This is a genomic window from Marmoricola sp. Leaf446, from assembly GCF_001424755.1.
Taxonomy (GTDB): Bacteria; Actinomycetota; Actinomycetes; order Propionibacteriales; family Nocardioidaceae; genus Marmoricola.
The window spans coordinates 275,523-290,694 of the sequence record NZ_LMRF01000002.1 but is presented as its reverse complement, the minus strand read 5'-3'; the positions used below and the strand labels follow the sequence as shown (position 1 = coordinate 290,694).

At 73.2% G+C, this 15,172-nt stretch carries 12 protein-coding genes and 1 pseudogene; 4 read left to right on the top strand and 9 right to left on the bottom strand.

Features of this window, described 5'->3' with window-relative positions; genetic code table 11:
• Positions 1-3 precede the first annotated feature (3 nt).
• Positions 4-732 carry a class E sortase gene (locus ASG49_RS09405; protein WP_056540671.1) on the bottom strand — a complete coding sequence of 243 codons (729 nt, stop codon included), beginning with the start codon at positions 730-732 and terminating at the stop codon, positions 4-6.
• A 79-nt stretch (positions 733-811) separates the two neighbouring features.
• Here ASG49_RS09405 and ASG49_RS09400 point away from each other — a divergent pair, with 79 nt between their 5' ends.
• Positions 812-2,035 carry a pyridoxal phosphate-dependent aminotransferase gene (locus tag ASG49_RS09400; protein ID WP_082533981.1) on the top strand — a complete coding sequence of 408 codons (1,224 nt, stop codon included), beginning with the start codon at positions 812-814 and terminating at the stop codon, positions 2,033-2,035.
• Positions 2,036-2,116: 81 nt separating this feature from the next.
• Here the strand turns inward: ASG49_RS09400 and ASG49_RS09395 are convergent, their stop codons facing one another.
• The gene (locus tag ASG49_RS09395; protein WP_056540668.1) at positions 2,117-3,418 is read right to left on the bottom strand and encodes a hypothetical protein; all 1,302 of its coding nucleotides are present in this window, start codon (positions 3,416-3,418) and stop codon (positions 2,117-2,119) included.
• A gap of 103 nt (positions 3,419-3,521) precedes the next feature.
• Between ASG49_RS09395 and ASG49_RS09390 the strand changes: the two genes are divergently transcribed.
• Together ASG49_RS09390 and yidC are read left to right on the top strand one after the other, a co-directional pair.
• Positions 3,522-3,812: a hypothetical protein gene (locus ASG49_RS09390; protein ID WP_156384261.1), complete on the top strand. Its 291-nt coding sequence runs from the start codon at positions 3,522-3,524 to the stop codon at positions 3,810-3,812.
• Between the two features lie 64 nt (positions 3,813-3,876).
• A complete protein-coding gene (gene yidC, locus ASG49_RS09385; RefSeq protein WP_056540662.1) occupies positions 3,877-4,701 on the top strand; it encodes a membrane protein insertase YidC in 825 nt (274 codons plus the stop codon).
• A gap of 76 nt (positions 4,702-4,777) precedes the next feature.
• Here yidC and clpB read toward each other — a convergent pair whose 3' ends face one another.
• From clpB to dnaK, 7 genes are all read right to left on the bottom strand, one after another.
• Positions 4,778-7,369: an ATP-dependent chaperone ClpB gene (clpB, locus tag ASG49_RS09380; protein ID WP_056540659.1), complete on the bottom strand. Its 2,592-nt coding sequence runs from the start codon at positions 7,367-7,369 to the stop codon at positions 4,778-4,780.
• A 134-nt stretch (positions 7,370-7,503) separates the two neighbouring features.
• Complete coding sequence (locus tag ASG49_RS19085; protein ID WP_235562001.1) at positions 7,504-8,400, bottom strand: Abi-alpha family protein; 897 nt, start codon at positions 8,398-8,400, stop codon at positions 7,504-7,506.
• The gene (locus ASG49_RS09370) at positions 8,397-9,701 is read right to left on the bottom strand and encodes a DUF445 domain-containing protein (RefSeq protein WP_056541244.1); all 1,305 of its coding nucleotides are present in this window, start codon (positions 9,699-9,701) and stop codon (positions 8,397-8,399) included. Before ASG49_RS09370 ends, ASG49_RS19085 begins: the two co-directional genes overlap by 4 nt.
• Positions 9,702-9,814: 113 nt before the next feature.
• Positions 9,815-10,228, bottom strand: coding sequence for a heat shock protein transcriptional repressor HspR (locus ASG49_RS09365; protein WP_056540656.1), 414 nt, complete (start codon positions 10,226-10,228; stop codon positions 9,815-9,817).
• A 1-nt stretch (position 10,229) separates the two neighbouring features.
• Positions 10,230-11,411: a molecular chaperone DnaJ gene (gene dnaJ, locus ASG49_RS09360; RefSeq protein WP_056540653.1), complete on the bottom strand. Its 1,182-nt coding sequence runs from the start codon at positions 11,409-11,411 to the stop codon at positions 10,230-10,232.
• A 49-nt stretch (positions 11,412-11,460) separates the two neighbouring features.
• Positions 11,461-12,174, bottom strand: a complete 714-nt coding sequence (gene grpE, locus ASG49_RS09355; protein WP_235562000.1) for a nucleotide exchange factor GrpE — start codon at positions 12,172-12,174, stop codon at positions 11,461-11,463.
• On the bottom strand, positions 12,171-14,030 hold the full coding sequence (gene dnaK, locus ASG49_RS09350; protein WP_056540650.1) for a molecular chaperone DnaK: 1,860 nt from the start codon (positions 14,028-14,030) through the stop codon (positions 12,171-12,173). The genes grpE and dnaK overlap by 4 nt, the downstream gene beginning before the upstream one ends.
• A gap of 256 nt (positions 14,031-14,286) precedes the next feature.
• Here dnaK and ASG49_RS19310 point away from each other — a divergent pair.
• A pseudogene (locus ASG49_RS19310) lies at positions 14,287-15,172 on the top strand (glucose-6-phosphate dehydrogenase); the annotation flags it as partial.

Genomic DNA, 15,172 nt, shown 5'->3' with positions numbered 1-15,172 from the left:
AGATTACAGGCCGGTCTTGGGCTCGGTCTTGACGAGGTGACCGAAGGAGATCATCCGGTCGTCGGTGTGGAACAGCTCCGAGCAGGTGGTCAGCGTGATCAGCCGCTGGCCCTTCTGCTGCTTCGGCTGGGCCCCGCCGGCCTCGGGGTTCTTGGGCACCTCGTCGAGGACCCAGACGCCGGTGAAGGGGATCACCAGCGCCCGCGGGTCGGTGTCGAGACGGTAGGTGTAGGTCGCCTCGACGGTCTCCACCACGACGCGGTCGCCGGGCCGCAGCTCGGGCATCCGGCGCAGCGGCTCGCCGTGGGTCACCCGGTGGGCGGCGAGGGCGTAGTTGCCCTTCTCGCCCGGGTCGGCGGTGTCGTCGAAGTGACCGAAGCCCTTGGCCAGGACGGCGTCGCTGGTGCCCTCGAGCACGGGCACCACGTAGTCGTCGCCGAACTTGGGGATCCGGATCAGCGCCGAGGCCCGCCCCTTCGGCACGTACGCCGGCCGCAGCTTCTCTCCGCCGCCCTCCCACTGCGTGCGCAGGGTCGAGGTGACCTCCTTCTGCGCCCGCTGGGAGGTCCAGTTGGTGCCCCAGAACTGCCAGCCGACGTAGCCGAGCAGGACCACCCCGGCCAGCATCATCGCGACGCCGAGCCAGGTGGTGACGCGGCGCACGAGGCTGGGCCGACCGGCCCGACGACCCGCGGGGGTGGGCTCGGAGGTGCGCCGGGAGGCCTTCGACATGCGGCCATCATGACGGCTCGGCCCAGCCCGTCCCGCCCGATCCCGCGAACCGGTCCGGGACCGGGCTAGGTTCGGACGGGTGACGCCGCCTCCCACCCCGCCGCCGACGCCGCCCTCGACGCCCCTCCGGACCTCGCTCTCGGCTCGGACCGCCCGCCGCCTCGACGGGGTCGGCTCCACGATCTTCGCCGAGATGTCGGCGCTGGCCGTGCGCACCGGCTCGGTCAACCTGGGCCAGGGGTTCCCGGACGCCTCGGGCCCCGCGGCCGCCGTCGAGGTGGCGTACGACGCGATGCGCGCCGGCCGCAACCAGTACCCGCCCGGCCACGGCTCCCCCGACCTCGTCGCCGCGGTCGTGCGCCACCAGCAGCGTCACTACGGCATCGAGCTCGCGCCCGAGGAGGTCGTCGTGACCACCGGCGCCACCGAGGCGGTCGCGGCGGCGGTCCTGGGCCTGGTCGACCCGGGCGACGAGGTGGTCGTGCTCGAGCCCTACTACGACAGCTACCGCGCGATGGTGCAGTTCGCGGGCGGCGTACGACGGCCGGTGACGCTGCGGGCGCCGGACTACCGTCTCGACGCGGCCGAGCTGGAGGCGGCCGTCACGCCGCGGACCAAGCTCGTGCTGCTCAACACCCCGCACAACCCGACCGGGCACGTGCTCTCGCTGACCGAGCTCGAGGCGGTGGCCGACGTCGCCCGTCGCCACGACCTGCTGGTGGTGACCGACGAGGTCTACGAGCACCTGGTCTTCGACGACCACCGGCACGTGCCCATCGCCACGCTGCCCGGCATGGCCGAGCGCACGGTGTCGATCTCCAGCTCGGGCAAGACCTTCTCCTTCACCGGCTGGAAGATCGGCTGGGCCACCGGACCGGCCGCGCTGGTCGCGGCCGTCGAGGGGGCCAAGAACTGGCTGTCGTACTCCTCCGGGGCGCCGTTCCAGCCCGCCGTGGCGCACGCGCTGGACCACGAGGAGGACTTCCACCGGGCGCTGCGCGACGACCTCGCGGCCAAGCGCGACCACCTCTGCGCCGGGCTGGCCGACCTCGGCCTGGAGGTGCACGTGCCGCAGGGCACCTACTTCACGACGACCGACGTCTCCTCGCTCGGCTGGGAGGACGCGACCGCGTTCTGCCTGGCCCTCCCCGAGCGCGCCGGTGTGGTGGCGATCCCCTCGCAGGCGTTCTACGAGAAGGGGTCGGCGGAGGGGCGGCACCTGGTGCGGTGGGCGTTCTGCAAGGAGCGCGACGTCATCGACGAGGGGCTGCGGCGACTGCGGGCCGGGCGGCTGCAGGCCTGAGGCCCGGGCCCGGCAACCTCACCGAGCTCACCAGGCTCACCAGGCTCACCAGGCTCACCAGGCTCACCAGGCTCACCAGGCTCACCAGGGGCCCGGGCGCCCCTGTCCCGGCGGGGGCGGCGGCGGACCCGCCGGGCCCGTCTGGCCCGCCTGGCCGCGCCGGGCGAACCAGTCACGGGTCTCGGCGTGGAGCAGCAGCCCGATGACGACCGCGGCGGCGAGCTGGACGACCAGCCCGACCGGGAAGGCGGCGATGGCGAGCAGGAAGGTCGCGCCGGCGCTGACGATCAACGTCCAGCGGGCCCAGTTGTGGCCCCGTCGCACGAGGTAGGCGAGCACGCAGGCGCCGATCGCCCAGAGGATCGAGAGCACCAGCACGACCACCATCGAGGGCAGCAGCAGCGACTCCACGTCGGCGGCGGTGAGCTGGGCGTCGCGCAGGGCCTGCTGCCACTGCGGTGAGTCGCGCAACGGGTCGAGGACGGCGTCCGGCGAGGCGATCACGACCACGGTGACGACGGTGTACAGCGCCGCGATCATGCCGGAGAAGATCCAGGTCACCAGGCAGGCGATGGACAGCGGGGCGGGCACCTTGCGGGTGGTCCCGGTCGCGTCCCGGCCCTGGCCCTGGGGCAGCCACGCGGGCGGGGTCTGCTCGGTGCGGGGGGCGCCGAAGCCCTGCGTCGCCGGCGGCCGGTCGCCGCTGGTGCCGCCGCCGTCGGGGTCGACCCGCGGCAGTGTCGCGACGGCGGTCGAGCCGGTGCCGTCACCCGACCCGGACCCGGAGCCGGACCCCGAGACCGACTCCGGCCCGTTCCCCGGGCCGCCGACGCCGGTGGCGCCGGGGCGGTCGACCGAGCGGGAGCGGTCGCGGTCGTCCTGCGAGCCGGGCGTGCGCGACGACCCGTCCGAACGCTTCGCGGGGGTGCCGCCCCAGGCCGACTCGCGGACCGGCCGGCCGGCGTACCAGTCCCGCGCGGGGCCGGACCAGATGACCGCGGTCGCCGCCACCACGAGCGCGCCCAGCAGGCCGCCGGTCAGCGGCGCGGTGAGCAGCAGCGGCACGGCAGCGACGGTGAGCGCGACCCGGGCCCCGCGGTGCTTCTGGAGCACGAAGACGCCGGCGACCAGCGCCACCGCCGCGCACACGGCCGCCACGGTGAGGCCGACCCGCATCAGCTCCAGGGCCTGGGACACACTCAGGCCCAGCCCCTCCCCGGCCGGCGAGGACAGCGCCTCGGTGACGGTGTCACGGGTGTCCACCGAGCGCAGCCGCGTGATGCTGTCGAAGACGGAGACCAGCAGGAACAGCGACCCGCCGATCACCAGCCCCGCCGCGGTCGTGACCTGGCGGGGTCGGGCGGGCGTGCTGGAGTCGGCCATGGGGCCATCTTGCCAAGCGCGCGGCTGTCGTCGCCGGTCCGCCCGTCCCCGGGGGTCCGGGTCACGGCCGGACGGACGGCCGCGGACGTCGTACGCTCGGACCGTGCAGCAACGAGGAGGACGGGTCGCCGGCGTGGTCGTCGCGCTGCTGACCTCGCTCGCCCTGCTACTCGCGCTGGCCGTGCCGACGCCCTCCGAGCTGGCCCCCGCGGCGGTCGCCGCCCTGGCCCTCGCCCTCGGCGGCCTGCTGGCCGGCCGGGGCTCGCTCCTCCCGGTGAGGCTCGCCGGGAGCGTCACGCCGAGCACGGCCCACGACGGCTGGGCCACGACGCGCGGCCGGGTGCACGACCCCGTGCACCACCCCCGCCGCCCGCGCGCGCCCGGGGTCGGCTGACCCTCGCGCCCCTCCCGGGTGCGAGGACGCCGGTCCCGTCCCCACCGCTCGGAGGAGCCCCCGCATGTCCCTGCTCGACCCGTTCACGCACGCCGTCGCCGCCGTCCTGGCCGGTGCCCACGCCGGGCTCCGCGCCCTCGGCGCCGACCCCACCTCGGGACCCACGTGGGTCCTCTGCCTCGCCGTGGTCGTGGTGGTGGTGCGCCTGTGCGTGCTGCCGCTCGCCGTCCACGGCGTCCGGCTCGCGCACGCCAACGCCCGGGCCCGCCCGCACCTGCAGGAGCTGGCCCAGCGCTTCAAGGGCCGCACCGACCCCGACAGCCTGCGCGAGCAGATGGCCGAGCGGCGCCGGATCGGCGCCGAGCACGGCGTGTCCCGGATGGGCTGCCTGCCGCTGCTGCTGCAGGTGCCGGTCTGGATCGGGCTCTACCACGTGGTGCGCGACGCCGCCGGCGGCGTGCCGACGGGGCTGCTGGACGCCCCGCTCGTCTCCTCCTTCCGGGACGCGACGCTGGCCGGGGTGTCGCTCGCCTCGACGGGCTACCTCGGCGAGGGCGCCGGCCACCTGGCCGTCGTCGCCGGGCTCGCGGGCACGGCCGCGCTGCTGTCCTACGTCACCCAGCGGGTCTTCGTGCGGCAGAACACCCCGCCCCTGGTGACGCCCGAGGGCACCCGCTCGGAGCTGGCCGAGGCGATGGGCACGACCCAGCGGGTGATGCCGCTGGTCTCCGCCGGCGGGCTGCTGCTCGCCGGCGGCGTCGTCCCCGTCGCGCTGCTCGTCTACTGGGTCTGCAGCCAGGCCTGGACCCTCGCCTGGTCGGCCGCCGTCTGGCGCTGGTGGCCCACCCCCGGCACCCCCGCCGCCGCCCGCCACGTCCGGGCGGCCTGACCCGCCGACCGGCTGGGCGGCGTACGGCCGGGGGCGCGCGGCGGCGTACGGGCCGGCCGCGCGACCCCGCCGCCGCTCAGCCGACCGTGAGCGCCAGACCGTCGGTGTCGCCGGAGTCGCCGGTGTCGACCACCACGTGCTGGCCGTCGACGACCTCGCCGCTGATGAGCAGGCGGGCGAGCGGGTCGCCGATGGCGGTCTGGACGAGCCGGCGCAGCGGCCGGGCGCCGTACGCCGGGTCGTAGCCGTGCTCGGTGAGCCAGGCCCGGGCCGCCTCGGTGACGCCGACGGTGATCCGACGCGGCGCGAGCCGGGCGTCGAACGCCTTCAGCTGGAGGTCGACGATGTGGGCCAGCTCCTCGCGGCCCAGCGCGTCGAACAGCACGACCTCGTCGAGCCGGTTGAGGAACTCCGGCTTGAAGGCCTGCCGCACCACGGCCATCACCGCGTCGCGCTTCTTCTCCTCCTCCAGGGTCGGGTCCACCAGGTAGGTCGAGCCGAGGTTGCTGGTCAGGATCAGCAGCGTGTTGCGGAAGTCGACCGTGCGGCCCTGACCGTCGGTGAGCCGGCCGTCGTCGAGCACCTGCAGCAGGATGTCGAAGACCTCCGGGTGGGCCTTCTCGACCTCGTCGAGCAGCACCACGGAGTAGGGCCGACGGCGCACCGCCTCGGTCAGCTGGCCGCCCTCGTCGTAGCCGACGTAGCCCGGAGGGGCGCCGACCAGCCGCGAGACCGAGTGCTTCTCGGAGTACTCGCTCATGTCGATGCGCACGATCGCGCGCTCGTCGTCGAAGAGGAAGTCCGCGAGCGACTTGGCCAGCTCGGTCTTGCCGACGCCGGTGGGGCCGAGGAACAGGAAGGACCCGGTGGGGCGGTCGGGGTCGGCGATGCCGGCCCGGCTGCGTCGTACGGCGTCGGACACGGCCGTCACCGCGGCGCGCTGGCCGACCAGCCGCTCGCCGACGATGTCCTCCATCCGCAGCAGCTTGGCGGTCTCGCCCTCGAGCAGCCGTCCGGTCGGGATGCCGGTCCAGGCCTCGACGACGTCGGCCACCTCCTGCGGCCCGACCTCCTCGTTGACCATCCGCTCACCGGCCGGCACCTCGGCACGGTCGGCCTCCTCGATCTGCTTCTCCAGCACCGGGATCCGGCCGTAGAGGACCTCCGAGGCCGCCCCCAGGTCACCGGCACGCTGCAGCCGCTCGGCCTCGACGCGGAGCTCGTCGATCTGCTTGCGCAGCTCGCCGGAGCCCTCCAGCGCCGCCTTCTCGGCCTCCCAGCGGGTCTCCAGCCCGCGCAGCTCCTCCTGGCGGTCGGCGAGGTCGGCGCGCAGCCGCTCCAGCCGGTCGCGGGAGGCGTCGTCGGTCTCGCGGTCGAGCGCGAGCTCCTCCATCCGCATCCGGTCGACGGCACGGCGGAGCTGGTCGATCTCGACGGGCGAGCTCTCGATCTCCATCCGCAGCCGCGAGGCCGACTCGTCGACGAGGTCGATCGCCTTGTCGGGCAGCTGCCGGCCGCTGATGTAGCGGTCCGAGAGCACCGCGGCCGCCACGAGCGCGGCGTCGGTGATCTTGACGCCGTGGTGCGCCTCGTACTTCTCCTGCAGCCCGCGCAGGATCGCCACGGTGTCCTCGACGCTGGGCTCGCCCACGAACACCTGCTGGAAGCGGCGCTCGAGGGCGGGGTCCTTCTCGATCCGCTCGCGGTACTCGTCGAGCGTCGTCGCGCCGATCAGCCGCAGCTCGCCGCGGGCCAGCATCGGCTTGAGCATGTTGCCGGCGTCCATGGCGGAGTCACCGCTCGCGCCCGCCCCGACCACGGTGTGCAGCTCGTCGATGAAGGTGATCACCTGGCCGTCGGAGGACTTGATCTCCTCGAGCACCGCCTTGAGGCGCTCCTCGAACTCGCCGCGGTACTTCGCGCCGGCCACCATCGCGGCCAGGTCGAGCGAGAGCACCCGGCGGCCCTTGAGCGAGTCGGGCACGTCGCCCGCGACCACGCGCTGGGCCAGCCCCTCGACGACGGCGGTCTTGCCGACGCCGGGCTCGCCGATGAGCACCGGGTTGTTCTTCGTGCGTCGCGACAGCACCTGCACGACGCGACGGATCTCGGCGTCGCGGCCGATCACCGGGTCGAGCCGGCCCTCCTCCGCGCGGGCGGTGAGGTCCACGGCGTACTTCTCCAGCGCCTCGTACGTCGCCTCGGCCTCCGGGCTCGTGACCCGCCGGCCGCCGCGCACCGCGGTGATCGCCGTGCGCAGCCCGTCCTCGGTCACGCCCGCGCCCTGCAGCACGCCGCGCACGGGGGTGTCGACGACGACCAGGGCGAGCAGCAGGTGCTCGGTGGCGACGTAGTCGTCGCCCATGCCGGTGCTCAGCTCCAGCGCCTTGGCGAGCACGCGCGTCAGTCCGGCCGAGGGCGCGGGGTTCGACACCGTCGACCCGGAGGCGCGCGGCAGCCCGGCCAGCGCCTGGTCGACGGCGCGACCGACGGCCACGGCGTCCACGCCCGCCTTGCCCAGCAGCGAGGGCACGATCCCCTTGTCCTGCCGCAGCAGCGCGGCGGCGAGGTGGGTCGGCTCGATCTGCGGGTGCCCCTCGGTGACCGCCAGCGTGCCGGCGGCGTTGACGACCTCCACGCTCCGCGAGGTCAGCTTCGACGCGTCCACTTGGTTCTCCCTCACAGGTCCGGGCCCCACCCGTGCCGGTGGGGCGACACCGGTGCAACGACACCAGAGTTGAGTCTGTTCCCCTCAACTTTGAGGGTCGTCGTGGCGCCCTGTCCAGGGTCTTTCGACCCGGCTCAGTCCTGCGGGATCCCGTGGGTCGGCAGCGAGGCCTGCTCGGTGGGGTCGACGAGGCAGGCGGTGCAGAACCCGGTGCCGAAGGGGGTCAGGTGGATGCTGCGGCGCACCACCTTGGGGAACCGCACCGAGTGCATCGCGGCCAGCACGTCGGGCTGCGCCTCGACGACCTGGTACTCCATCGGGTCCTCGAGCTGCTCGCGGCTGAACCAGATCAGGCCGAGCCGGAACAGGTTGTTGAGGTACGCCGGCACCTCGTCGGGGTAGCGGGCCCCCGCCCGGGCGCCGATCATCGACATCCCGGGCGCCACCAGCGCGCTGCTCACCATGCCGACCGGGCCGCCGGTGCGGACGTCGACGGAGGGCTGGGGACCGCCGCGCAGGAGCAGCAGCAGGATGCGCGCCTCGTCGGGAGCGAGCTCCTCCAGGATCCGGCCGTACGCCGGGTGCACCTCCTCGCTGCCCCACACGTCGCGCGACCGCTCGAGCAGGTCCTCGCCCCGCTCGCGCAGCGTCCGCTCCCGCTCGGGCTCGCGCTCCTGCGGGGTGATGTCGGCCATCACCACCTCGGCCAGCGAGGCGGTGGCGTCACGCAGCGCCTTGGTCACCGGCACGCCGGAGGACACCGCCCGGGCGACGTCGCTGACCGTGCGCGAGGCCTCGGCGACGTCGTGGGCCACGCCCTGCACCAGCTCGCCGGCGGTGTCGGGGTCGGTGACCGCCCGCACCAGCAGCCGACCCGAGCGCAGCCCGGCGCCGATCGACCACACGGTCGAGCGCGCGGCCGCCGTGGCCGCGATCCGGGCCACCCCGGGCAGCGCCTCGGTCGCTTCGCGCAGCACCGGCTGCCGCGAGCCGCGGCGCGGGTCGCGGGGGCCGCCCATCGAGGTGCTCACTTCGGCCCCCCGACCCCGAACAGCGCGAGGTGGAGCAGGCCACCGGCGAACCCCATGATCGCTCCGTGGGCGTACAGCATCCACTCGTCCTCCTTGATCGCCGAGCGCATCATCTCCACGAAGTCCCGAGGCGGCAGCTCCTTGGTGCGCTGCGCGATCAGCGCGTTGATCTTGTCGGCCTGGCGACGGCTGAACTCCGGGTCCTTGAACGGCTTGATCGTGCGGTCCACGGCCTCCAGCGCCATCGCGTCACGGATGTTGTCGAACTGCCGGGGACCGACCGCGACGCGCACCGCCCCGCGGACCGGGCCGGCGGCGTTGTCGATCGCGGGCCGCATCGCGGAGGCGAGCATCTGCCGGGTCCGGTCGCCGCGGGGGCCGTCGAGGAGGAAGTCGCCGATGTTCTCCAGGGTGATGACGTCGTCGGCGATGATCCGGGCGTACACCTCGGCCGCCTGGTCCTGGCGGCGCAGGAACAGCCCGTGCACCTTGATGCCGAGGATCCGACGGGGCTCCGGCGGCTCGAAGATCAGCCACATCCCGAGCGCGTTGGTGATCCAGCCGACCAGGACGCCGAGGACGGGCAGCAGCCACCACTGCGCGAACCAGTGGTCGAGCACCGCGACCGGCACCCCGAGCGCGAAGCCGAAGACGAACCCGAAGGCCACCATCAGGTTGAGCTCGCGCTGGCCGAAGTCGCGGAAGATGCGGACCACCAGCGCGGGGTTCCGCTGGAAGTGGTTGATCACCATGATCTTGGGGTCGAGCAGCTGGTCGATGTGCTCGCCGATCTCGTCGGTCACGGTGTGCACCACGCCGGGCAGCTGCGCCTGGACGCGGCGTACGACGGCCTCGCGCGCCGGGCGGGGCAGGTCGCGCCACAGCGCGGGGTGCTCGCGTCGCATGATCTGGTCGATCATCTGCGGCAGGTCGGGCTCGAAGACGGTGACGATGTGCTCGGCGATCTGGTCGGGCTCGAGCTGCTGGTAGAACTCCGCGGGCGTGCCCAGCTTGGCGATCGCCTTGTCCACGGCGATGCTGCCCATCTTGGCCGCGCGCGCCGGCACGATCCCCTGCCAGCCCACCCCGCCCTGCAGGATCCCGGGGACCTCCTGCACCTTGCGGGGCAGCACCCGGGAGAGCTGTCGCATGCCGGGCACGGTGATCCCGCGGAAGGCCACGGGCGAGAACAGCATCCACAGACCCGACCAGTTGATCAGGAAGCCGATGACGCCGGTGAACACCGGGACGGTCAGCACGTGGACCCAGTCGGCCCGCTGGAAGAACCAGTCGATCTCCACCGGGGACTCCTCGCCGCTGCGGACGGACCCGGCGGGCACGTCGTGTGTCGCCGAGGTTAACGACTGGTAGGCAGCCAGGTCACCGGGACGCCCAAGCCCGTCGCGACGGGGCCCTAGCGCCAGGGCGTGATGGTGCCGGGGGGCCGCAGCGCCGGCAGGTTGGGCCGGTGCCCGCGCAGCGTGTCGAGGGTGGTCTGGAGCGCGGACTGCAGCTCCCCGACCTGGCCGCGCAGCTCGGCGTTGCGGGCGCGCAGGGCCGCCACCTGGTGCTCGAGCTCGAGGATGCGGCGTACGCCCTCGAGGCCGATGCCCGAGGCGGTCAGCTCGGCCACCTCGCGGAGCAGCTCGATGTCGCGCAGCGAGTAGCGGCGGCCGCCGCCGCCGGTGCGGCCCGGCGAGACCAGGCCGGCGCGGTCGTACTGCCGCAGCGTCTGCGGGTGCAGCCCGGTCAGCTCGGCCGCGACGCTGATGACGTAGACGGGCACGGTCGGACCGGGCACCTGCGTGCGACGGGGGCGGGCGGGCACGTCACGCCCTCCCCTGCTCGAGCGAGGCGCGGGGGTCGTGGCCACCGCGGGCCTCGCGGTACGCCGCCACGGCGGCGCGCCCGGCCTCGTCGAGGTCGCCGGGCACCTCCACCTCGACGGTGACCAGCAGGTCGCCCCGGGCGCCGTCCTTGCGGGCCGTCCCCCGGCCGCGGACCCGGAACACCCGGCCGTTGGGGGTGCCCGGCGGCAGCCGGAGCGTCACCGGCGACCCGCCCAGCGTCGGCACCTTGATCTCGGCACCGAGCACGGCCTCGTCGAAGGCGACGGGCGCGGTGAGCGTGAGGTTGTCGCCCTTGCGGCCGAACAGCGGGTGGGGACGGACCTTGACCACGACCAGCAGGTCGCCGGCTGGGCCGCCCTGCTCGCCCGCGGCGCCCTTGCCCTTGAGCCGGATCTTCTGGCCGTCCTTGACCCCGGCGGGGATGCGCGCGGAGACGGTGCGGTCGGACATGCCGCGGCCCGAGCCGAGACAGGTGGGGCAGGGCTCGTCGTAGACGAGCTGGCGGCCGTGGCACTCGGGGCAGGTCTCGTTCATCGAGAACGCCCCGCCGACGCTGTTGACCACGACCCCGGCGCCCTCGCAGGTGCCGCAGACGTGGGGCCGGGTGCCGGGCTTGCCACCGGTGCCCGAGCAGGTCGAGCAGGGGGCGTCCGAGCGCAGCCGCATCGTGATGGTGGTGCCCTCGACGGCGTCGGCGAAGTCGATCGCCGTCTCGGTCTCGACGTCGTTGCCGCGGCGGGCCCGGCTCGTCTGCCGGGCGCCGCCACCGAAGCCGCCGCCCCCGCCTCCCTGCCGGAACAGGTCGCCGAAGAGGTCGGAGACGTCGAAGCCCTGACCACCGGGGCCACCGGCGCCGCCGGTGCGGCCGCCACCGAAGCCGCCCGGGAAGCCCCCGGGGAACCCGCCGCCGAAGCCGCCCGAGCCCACGGCGGCGCGGAGCTCGTCGTACTCCTTGCGGCGCTCGGCGTCACCGACGACGTCGTAGGCCTCCGCGACCTGCTTGAAGCGGTCCTCCGCGGCCTTGTCGCCCGGCTTGGAATCGGGGTGGTTCTCCCGGGCCAGCTTGCGGTAGGCCTTCTTCACGGTCGCCTGGTCGGCGTCCTTGGGCACCCCCAGGACCTGGTAGAAGTCCTTGCTCGCCCAGTCGGCGTGGTTCGCCACGGGTCACCCCTCCTCTCGTCGGTCGCGGTCGTGCGGGTCGTGCGGTGGATCAGCCCTCGGGCCCGAGCACCGTCACCTTGGCGGCGCGCACCACCCGCTCGCCGATGCGGTAGCCCGCCTGGGCCACCACGTCGACCCGGGTCGTGTCGACCTCGGGGCTGGAACCGTGCATCAGCGCCTCGTGCAGCGTCGGGTCGAACTCGTCGCCCTTGGCGCCGAACTTGGTCAGCCCCAGGCCGCTGACGGTGCGGTCGAGCGAGTCGGCCACCGCCTTGAAGCCGCCCTCGACCTCGCCGTGCTCACGCGCCCGGTCGATGTCGTCGAGCACGGGCAGCAGCCCGCTGAGCACCGTGAAGACGGCGTTCTCGCGGACCAGGTCGCGGTCGCGCTCGACGCGTCGCTTGTAGTTGAGGAACTCCGCCTGCAGGCGCTGCAGGTCGAGGGTGCGCTCGGCCAGGGCGGTCTGCGCGAGCACCAGCTCGTCGGAGGCCGCCAGGTCGGACGGGTCGCCGGACGGCCCGTCGGGCTGGTCCCCAGGCTGGGCCTCGCTGGGGTCGCGCGACTCCACGGGGTCGCCGGTCGCCGGCTGGTCGAGCCCCTCGGCGTCGGCCACCGGCCCCGCGGCGGGGTCGGCCGCCCAGTCGGCGGGCGAGCCCGTCGTCGGGTCGTCGGCCGGAGGACCGGCCCCGGGCCGGGGAGCAGCGGGCTGCTCCCCGGCCGGGGTCCCGACGTCGTCCAGCGGACGGTCGTCGGAAGAGGTCACTTGTCCTCCTGCTTGGGCTCGTCGTCGACGATCTCGGCGTCGACGACGTCGTCGTCGCCGTCAGCCGCAGCGCCGGGCTCGCCTGCGGGTGCGCCCTCGCCCTGCTCCTGGGCCGACGCCTCGTACATCGCCGCGCCCATCTTCTGGCTGGACTCGCCGAGCTTGGCGATGGCCGCGTTGAAGGCGTCCTTGTCGGTGCCCTCGTCCTCGAGCAGCTTCTTCAGCTCGTCGACGTCGGCACGCACCTCGGTCTTGACGTCCTCGGGCAGCTTCTCGTCGTTGTCGTCGAGGAACTTCTCGGTCGAGTAGACGAGCGAGTCGGCCTGGTTGCGGGCGTCGACCGCCTCGCGGCGCTTGGCGTCCTCCTCGGCGTACTGCTCGGCGTCGCGGACCATCCGGTCGATGTCGTCCTTCGACAGCGCGCTGCCGCCGGAGATCGTCATCGACTGCTCCTTGCCGGTGCCCTGGTCCTTGGCCGAGACGTGCACGATGCCGTTGGCGTCGATGTCGAAGGTGACCTCGATCTTGGGCACGTTGCGCGGGGCCGGGGGCAGGCCGGTCAGCTCGAAGTTGCCGAGCGGCTGGTTCTGCGCCCACATCTGGCGCTCGCCCTGGGCGACCTTGATCTCGACCGACGGCTGGTTGTCGTCAGCGGTGGTGAAGATCTCCGAGCGCTTGGTCGGGATGGTGGTGTTGCGCTCGATGAGCTTGGTCATCACCCCGCCCTTGGTCTCGATGCCGAGGCTCAGCGGCGTGACGTCGAGGAGCAGCACGTCCTTGACCTCGCCCTTGAGCACGCCGGCCTGCAGGGCCGCGCCGATGGCGACGACCTCGTCGGGGTTGACGCCCTTGTTGGGCTCCTTGCCGCCGAGCAGGCTCTTGACGACGTCGGTGACGGCCGGCATCCGGGTGGAGCCGCCGACGAGGACCACGTGGTCGATCTTGCTGACGTCGACGCCACCGTCCTTGAGGACGTTCTGGAACGGCGTCTTGGTGCGCTCGAGCAGGTCGGCGGTGAGCTTCTGGAACTCGCTGCGGGTGAGCTTCTCCTCGAAGTGCAGCGGGCCGGACTCGCCGTGGGTGATGTAGGGCAGGTGGATCGTGGTCTCGCTGGAGGAGGACAGCTCGATCTTGGCCTTCTCCGCGGCCTCCTGGAGGCGCTGGAGCGCGATCTTGTCCTTGCTCAGGTCGACGCCGTTGCCGCCCTGGAACTTCTTGACCATCCAGTCGACGACCTTCTGGTCCCAGTCGTCGCCACCGAGGTGGTTGTCACCGCTGGTGGCCTTGACCTCCACGACGCCCTCGCCGATCTCCAGCAGCGAGACGTCAAAGGTGCCGCCGCCGAGGTCGAAGACGAGGATCGTCTGGTCGGCGTCGCCCTTGTCGAGGCCGTAGGCCAGCGCGGCCGCGGTGGGCTCGTTGACGATGCGGCTGACGTTGAGGCCCGCGATCTCGCCGGCCTCCTTGGTGGCCTGGCGCTGCGCGTCGGAGAAGTACGCCGGGACGGTGATGACCGCGTCGGTCACCGTCTCGCCGAGGTAGGCCTCCGCGTCGCGCTTGAGCTTCTGCAGCACGAACGCGCTGATCTGCTGGGGCGTGAAGTCCTTGTCGTCGATCTTCTGCTTCCAGTCCGTGCCCATGTGGCGCTTGACGGAGCGGATCGTGCGGTCGACGTTGGTGACGGCCTGCCGCTTGGCGACCTCACCGACGAGGACCTCTCCGGACTTGGCGAAGGCGACGACCGACGGGGTCGTGCGCGCGCCCTCGGCGTTCGCGATGACGGTGGGCTCGCCACCTTCGAGTACGGCGACGACGGAGTTCGTCGTGCCCAGGTCGATGCCGACCGCTCGTGCCATGTTGGTGCTCCTTGCGTGTGGGGGTTCGGGGGCCGGGCCCCGTGGGCCCGGCGGCTCTCCGACGATCTCGCTGCCGGTGCCGTGTCAGACAAGTTGAGTCCTGCTCGCTCAACTCTAGACACTGGTCCCAACGGCGCGCCACCGGGTCTTGTTCCCGACGGGGCCGGACCTCCCCCCTGCGCCGCGGTGACACCCGCCACCCGCCCGTTCGGTGCGCGCGCTTTGCATCCGGGGCGCGGCGGAGAATGCTGGGCGCATGCCGACCCCCACGACCGTCGTCCTCTTCGGTGCCACCGGAGACCTCGCGCAGCGCAAGCTGCTGCCCGGGCTGCTCCACCTGTTCCAGTCGGGGCTGCTCACCGAGGTCCAGGTCGTCGGCACGTCGTTGGACGACCACGACCGCGACTCCTTCGTCGACTTCACGCGGATGGCGATCGCGGAGTACGGCGGTGAGGGGGCCGACCCGCCGGGCTGGGAGGAGTTCGCGAAGCGACTGCACTGGGCCGCGGGCGCCGGGGGCCCTGCTCGGCTCGCCGAGGTGGTCGCCGAGGCGGAGTCACACTTCCCGGCCGACGCGGCTCCCCGCCGGCTGCACTACCTCAGCGTGCCGCCGAAGGCCGCGCTGCCGGTCGTGCACCAGCTCAAGGACGCCGGCCTGGTCGAGCGCAGCCGCATCGTGATGGAGAAGCCCTTCGGCACCGACCTGGAGTCGGCCAAGAAGCTCAACAGCTCGCTGCACGAGGTCTTCGACGAGGACCAGATCTTCCGCATCGACCACTTCCTGGGCAAGGAGGCGGCCCAGAACATCCTGGCCTTCCGCTTCGCCAACGGTCTGTTCGAGCCGATCTGGCACCGCAACAACATCGACCACGTCCAGATCGACGTGCCCGAGGAGCTCGGCCTCGCGCAGCGGGCGGACTTCTACGAGTCGACGGGCGCCTACCGCGACATGGTCGTCACCCACCTCTTCCAGGTGATGGCCTTCACCGCCATGGAGCCGCCCACGGCCCTGGAGCCGTTCGCGATCTCGGAGGAGAAGAACAAGGTGTTCCGCTCGATGCTCCCGATCGAGCCCACCGACGTCGTCCGGGGCCAGTACGTCGGCTACCGCGACATCGACGGGGTCGCGCACGACTCCGAGA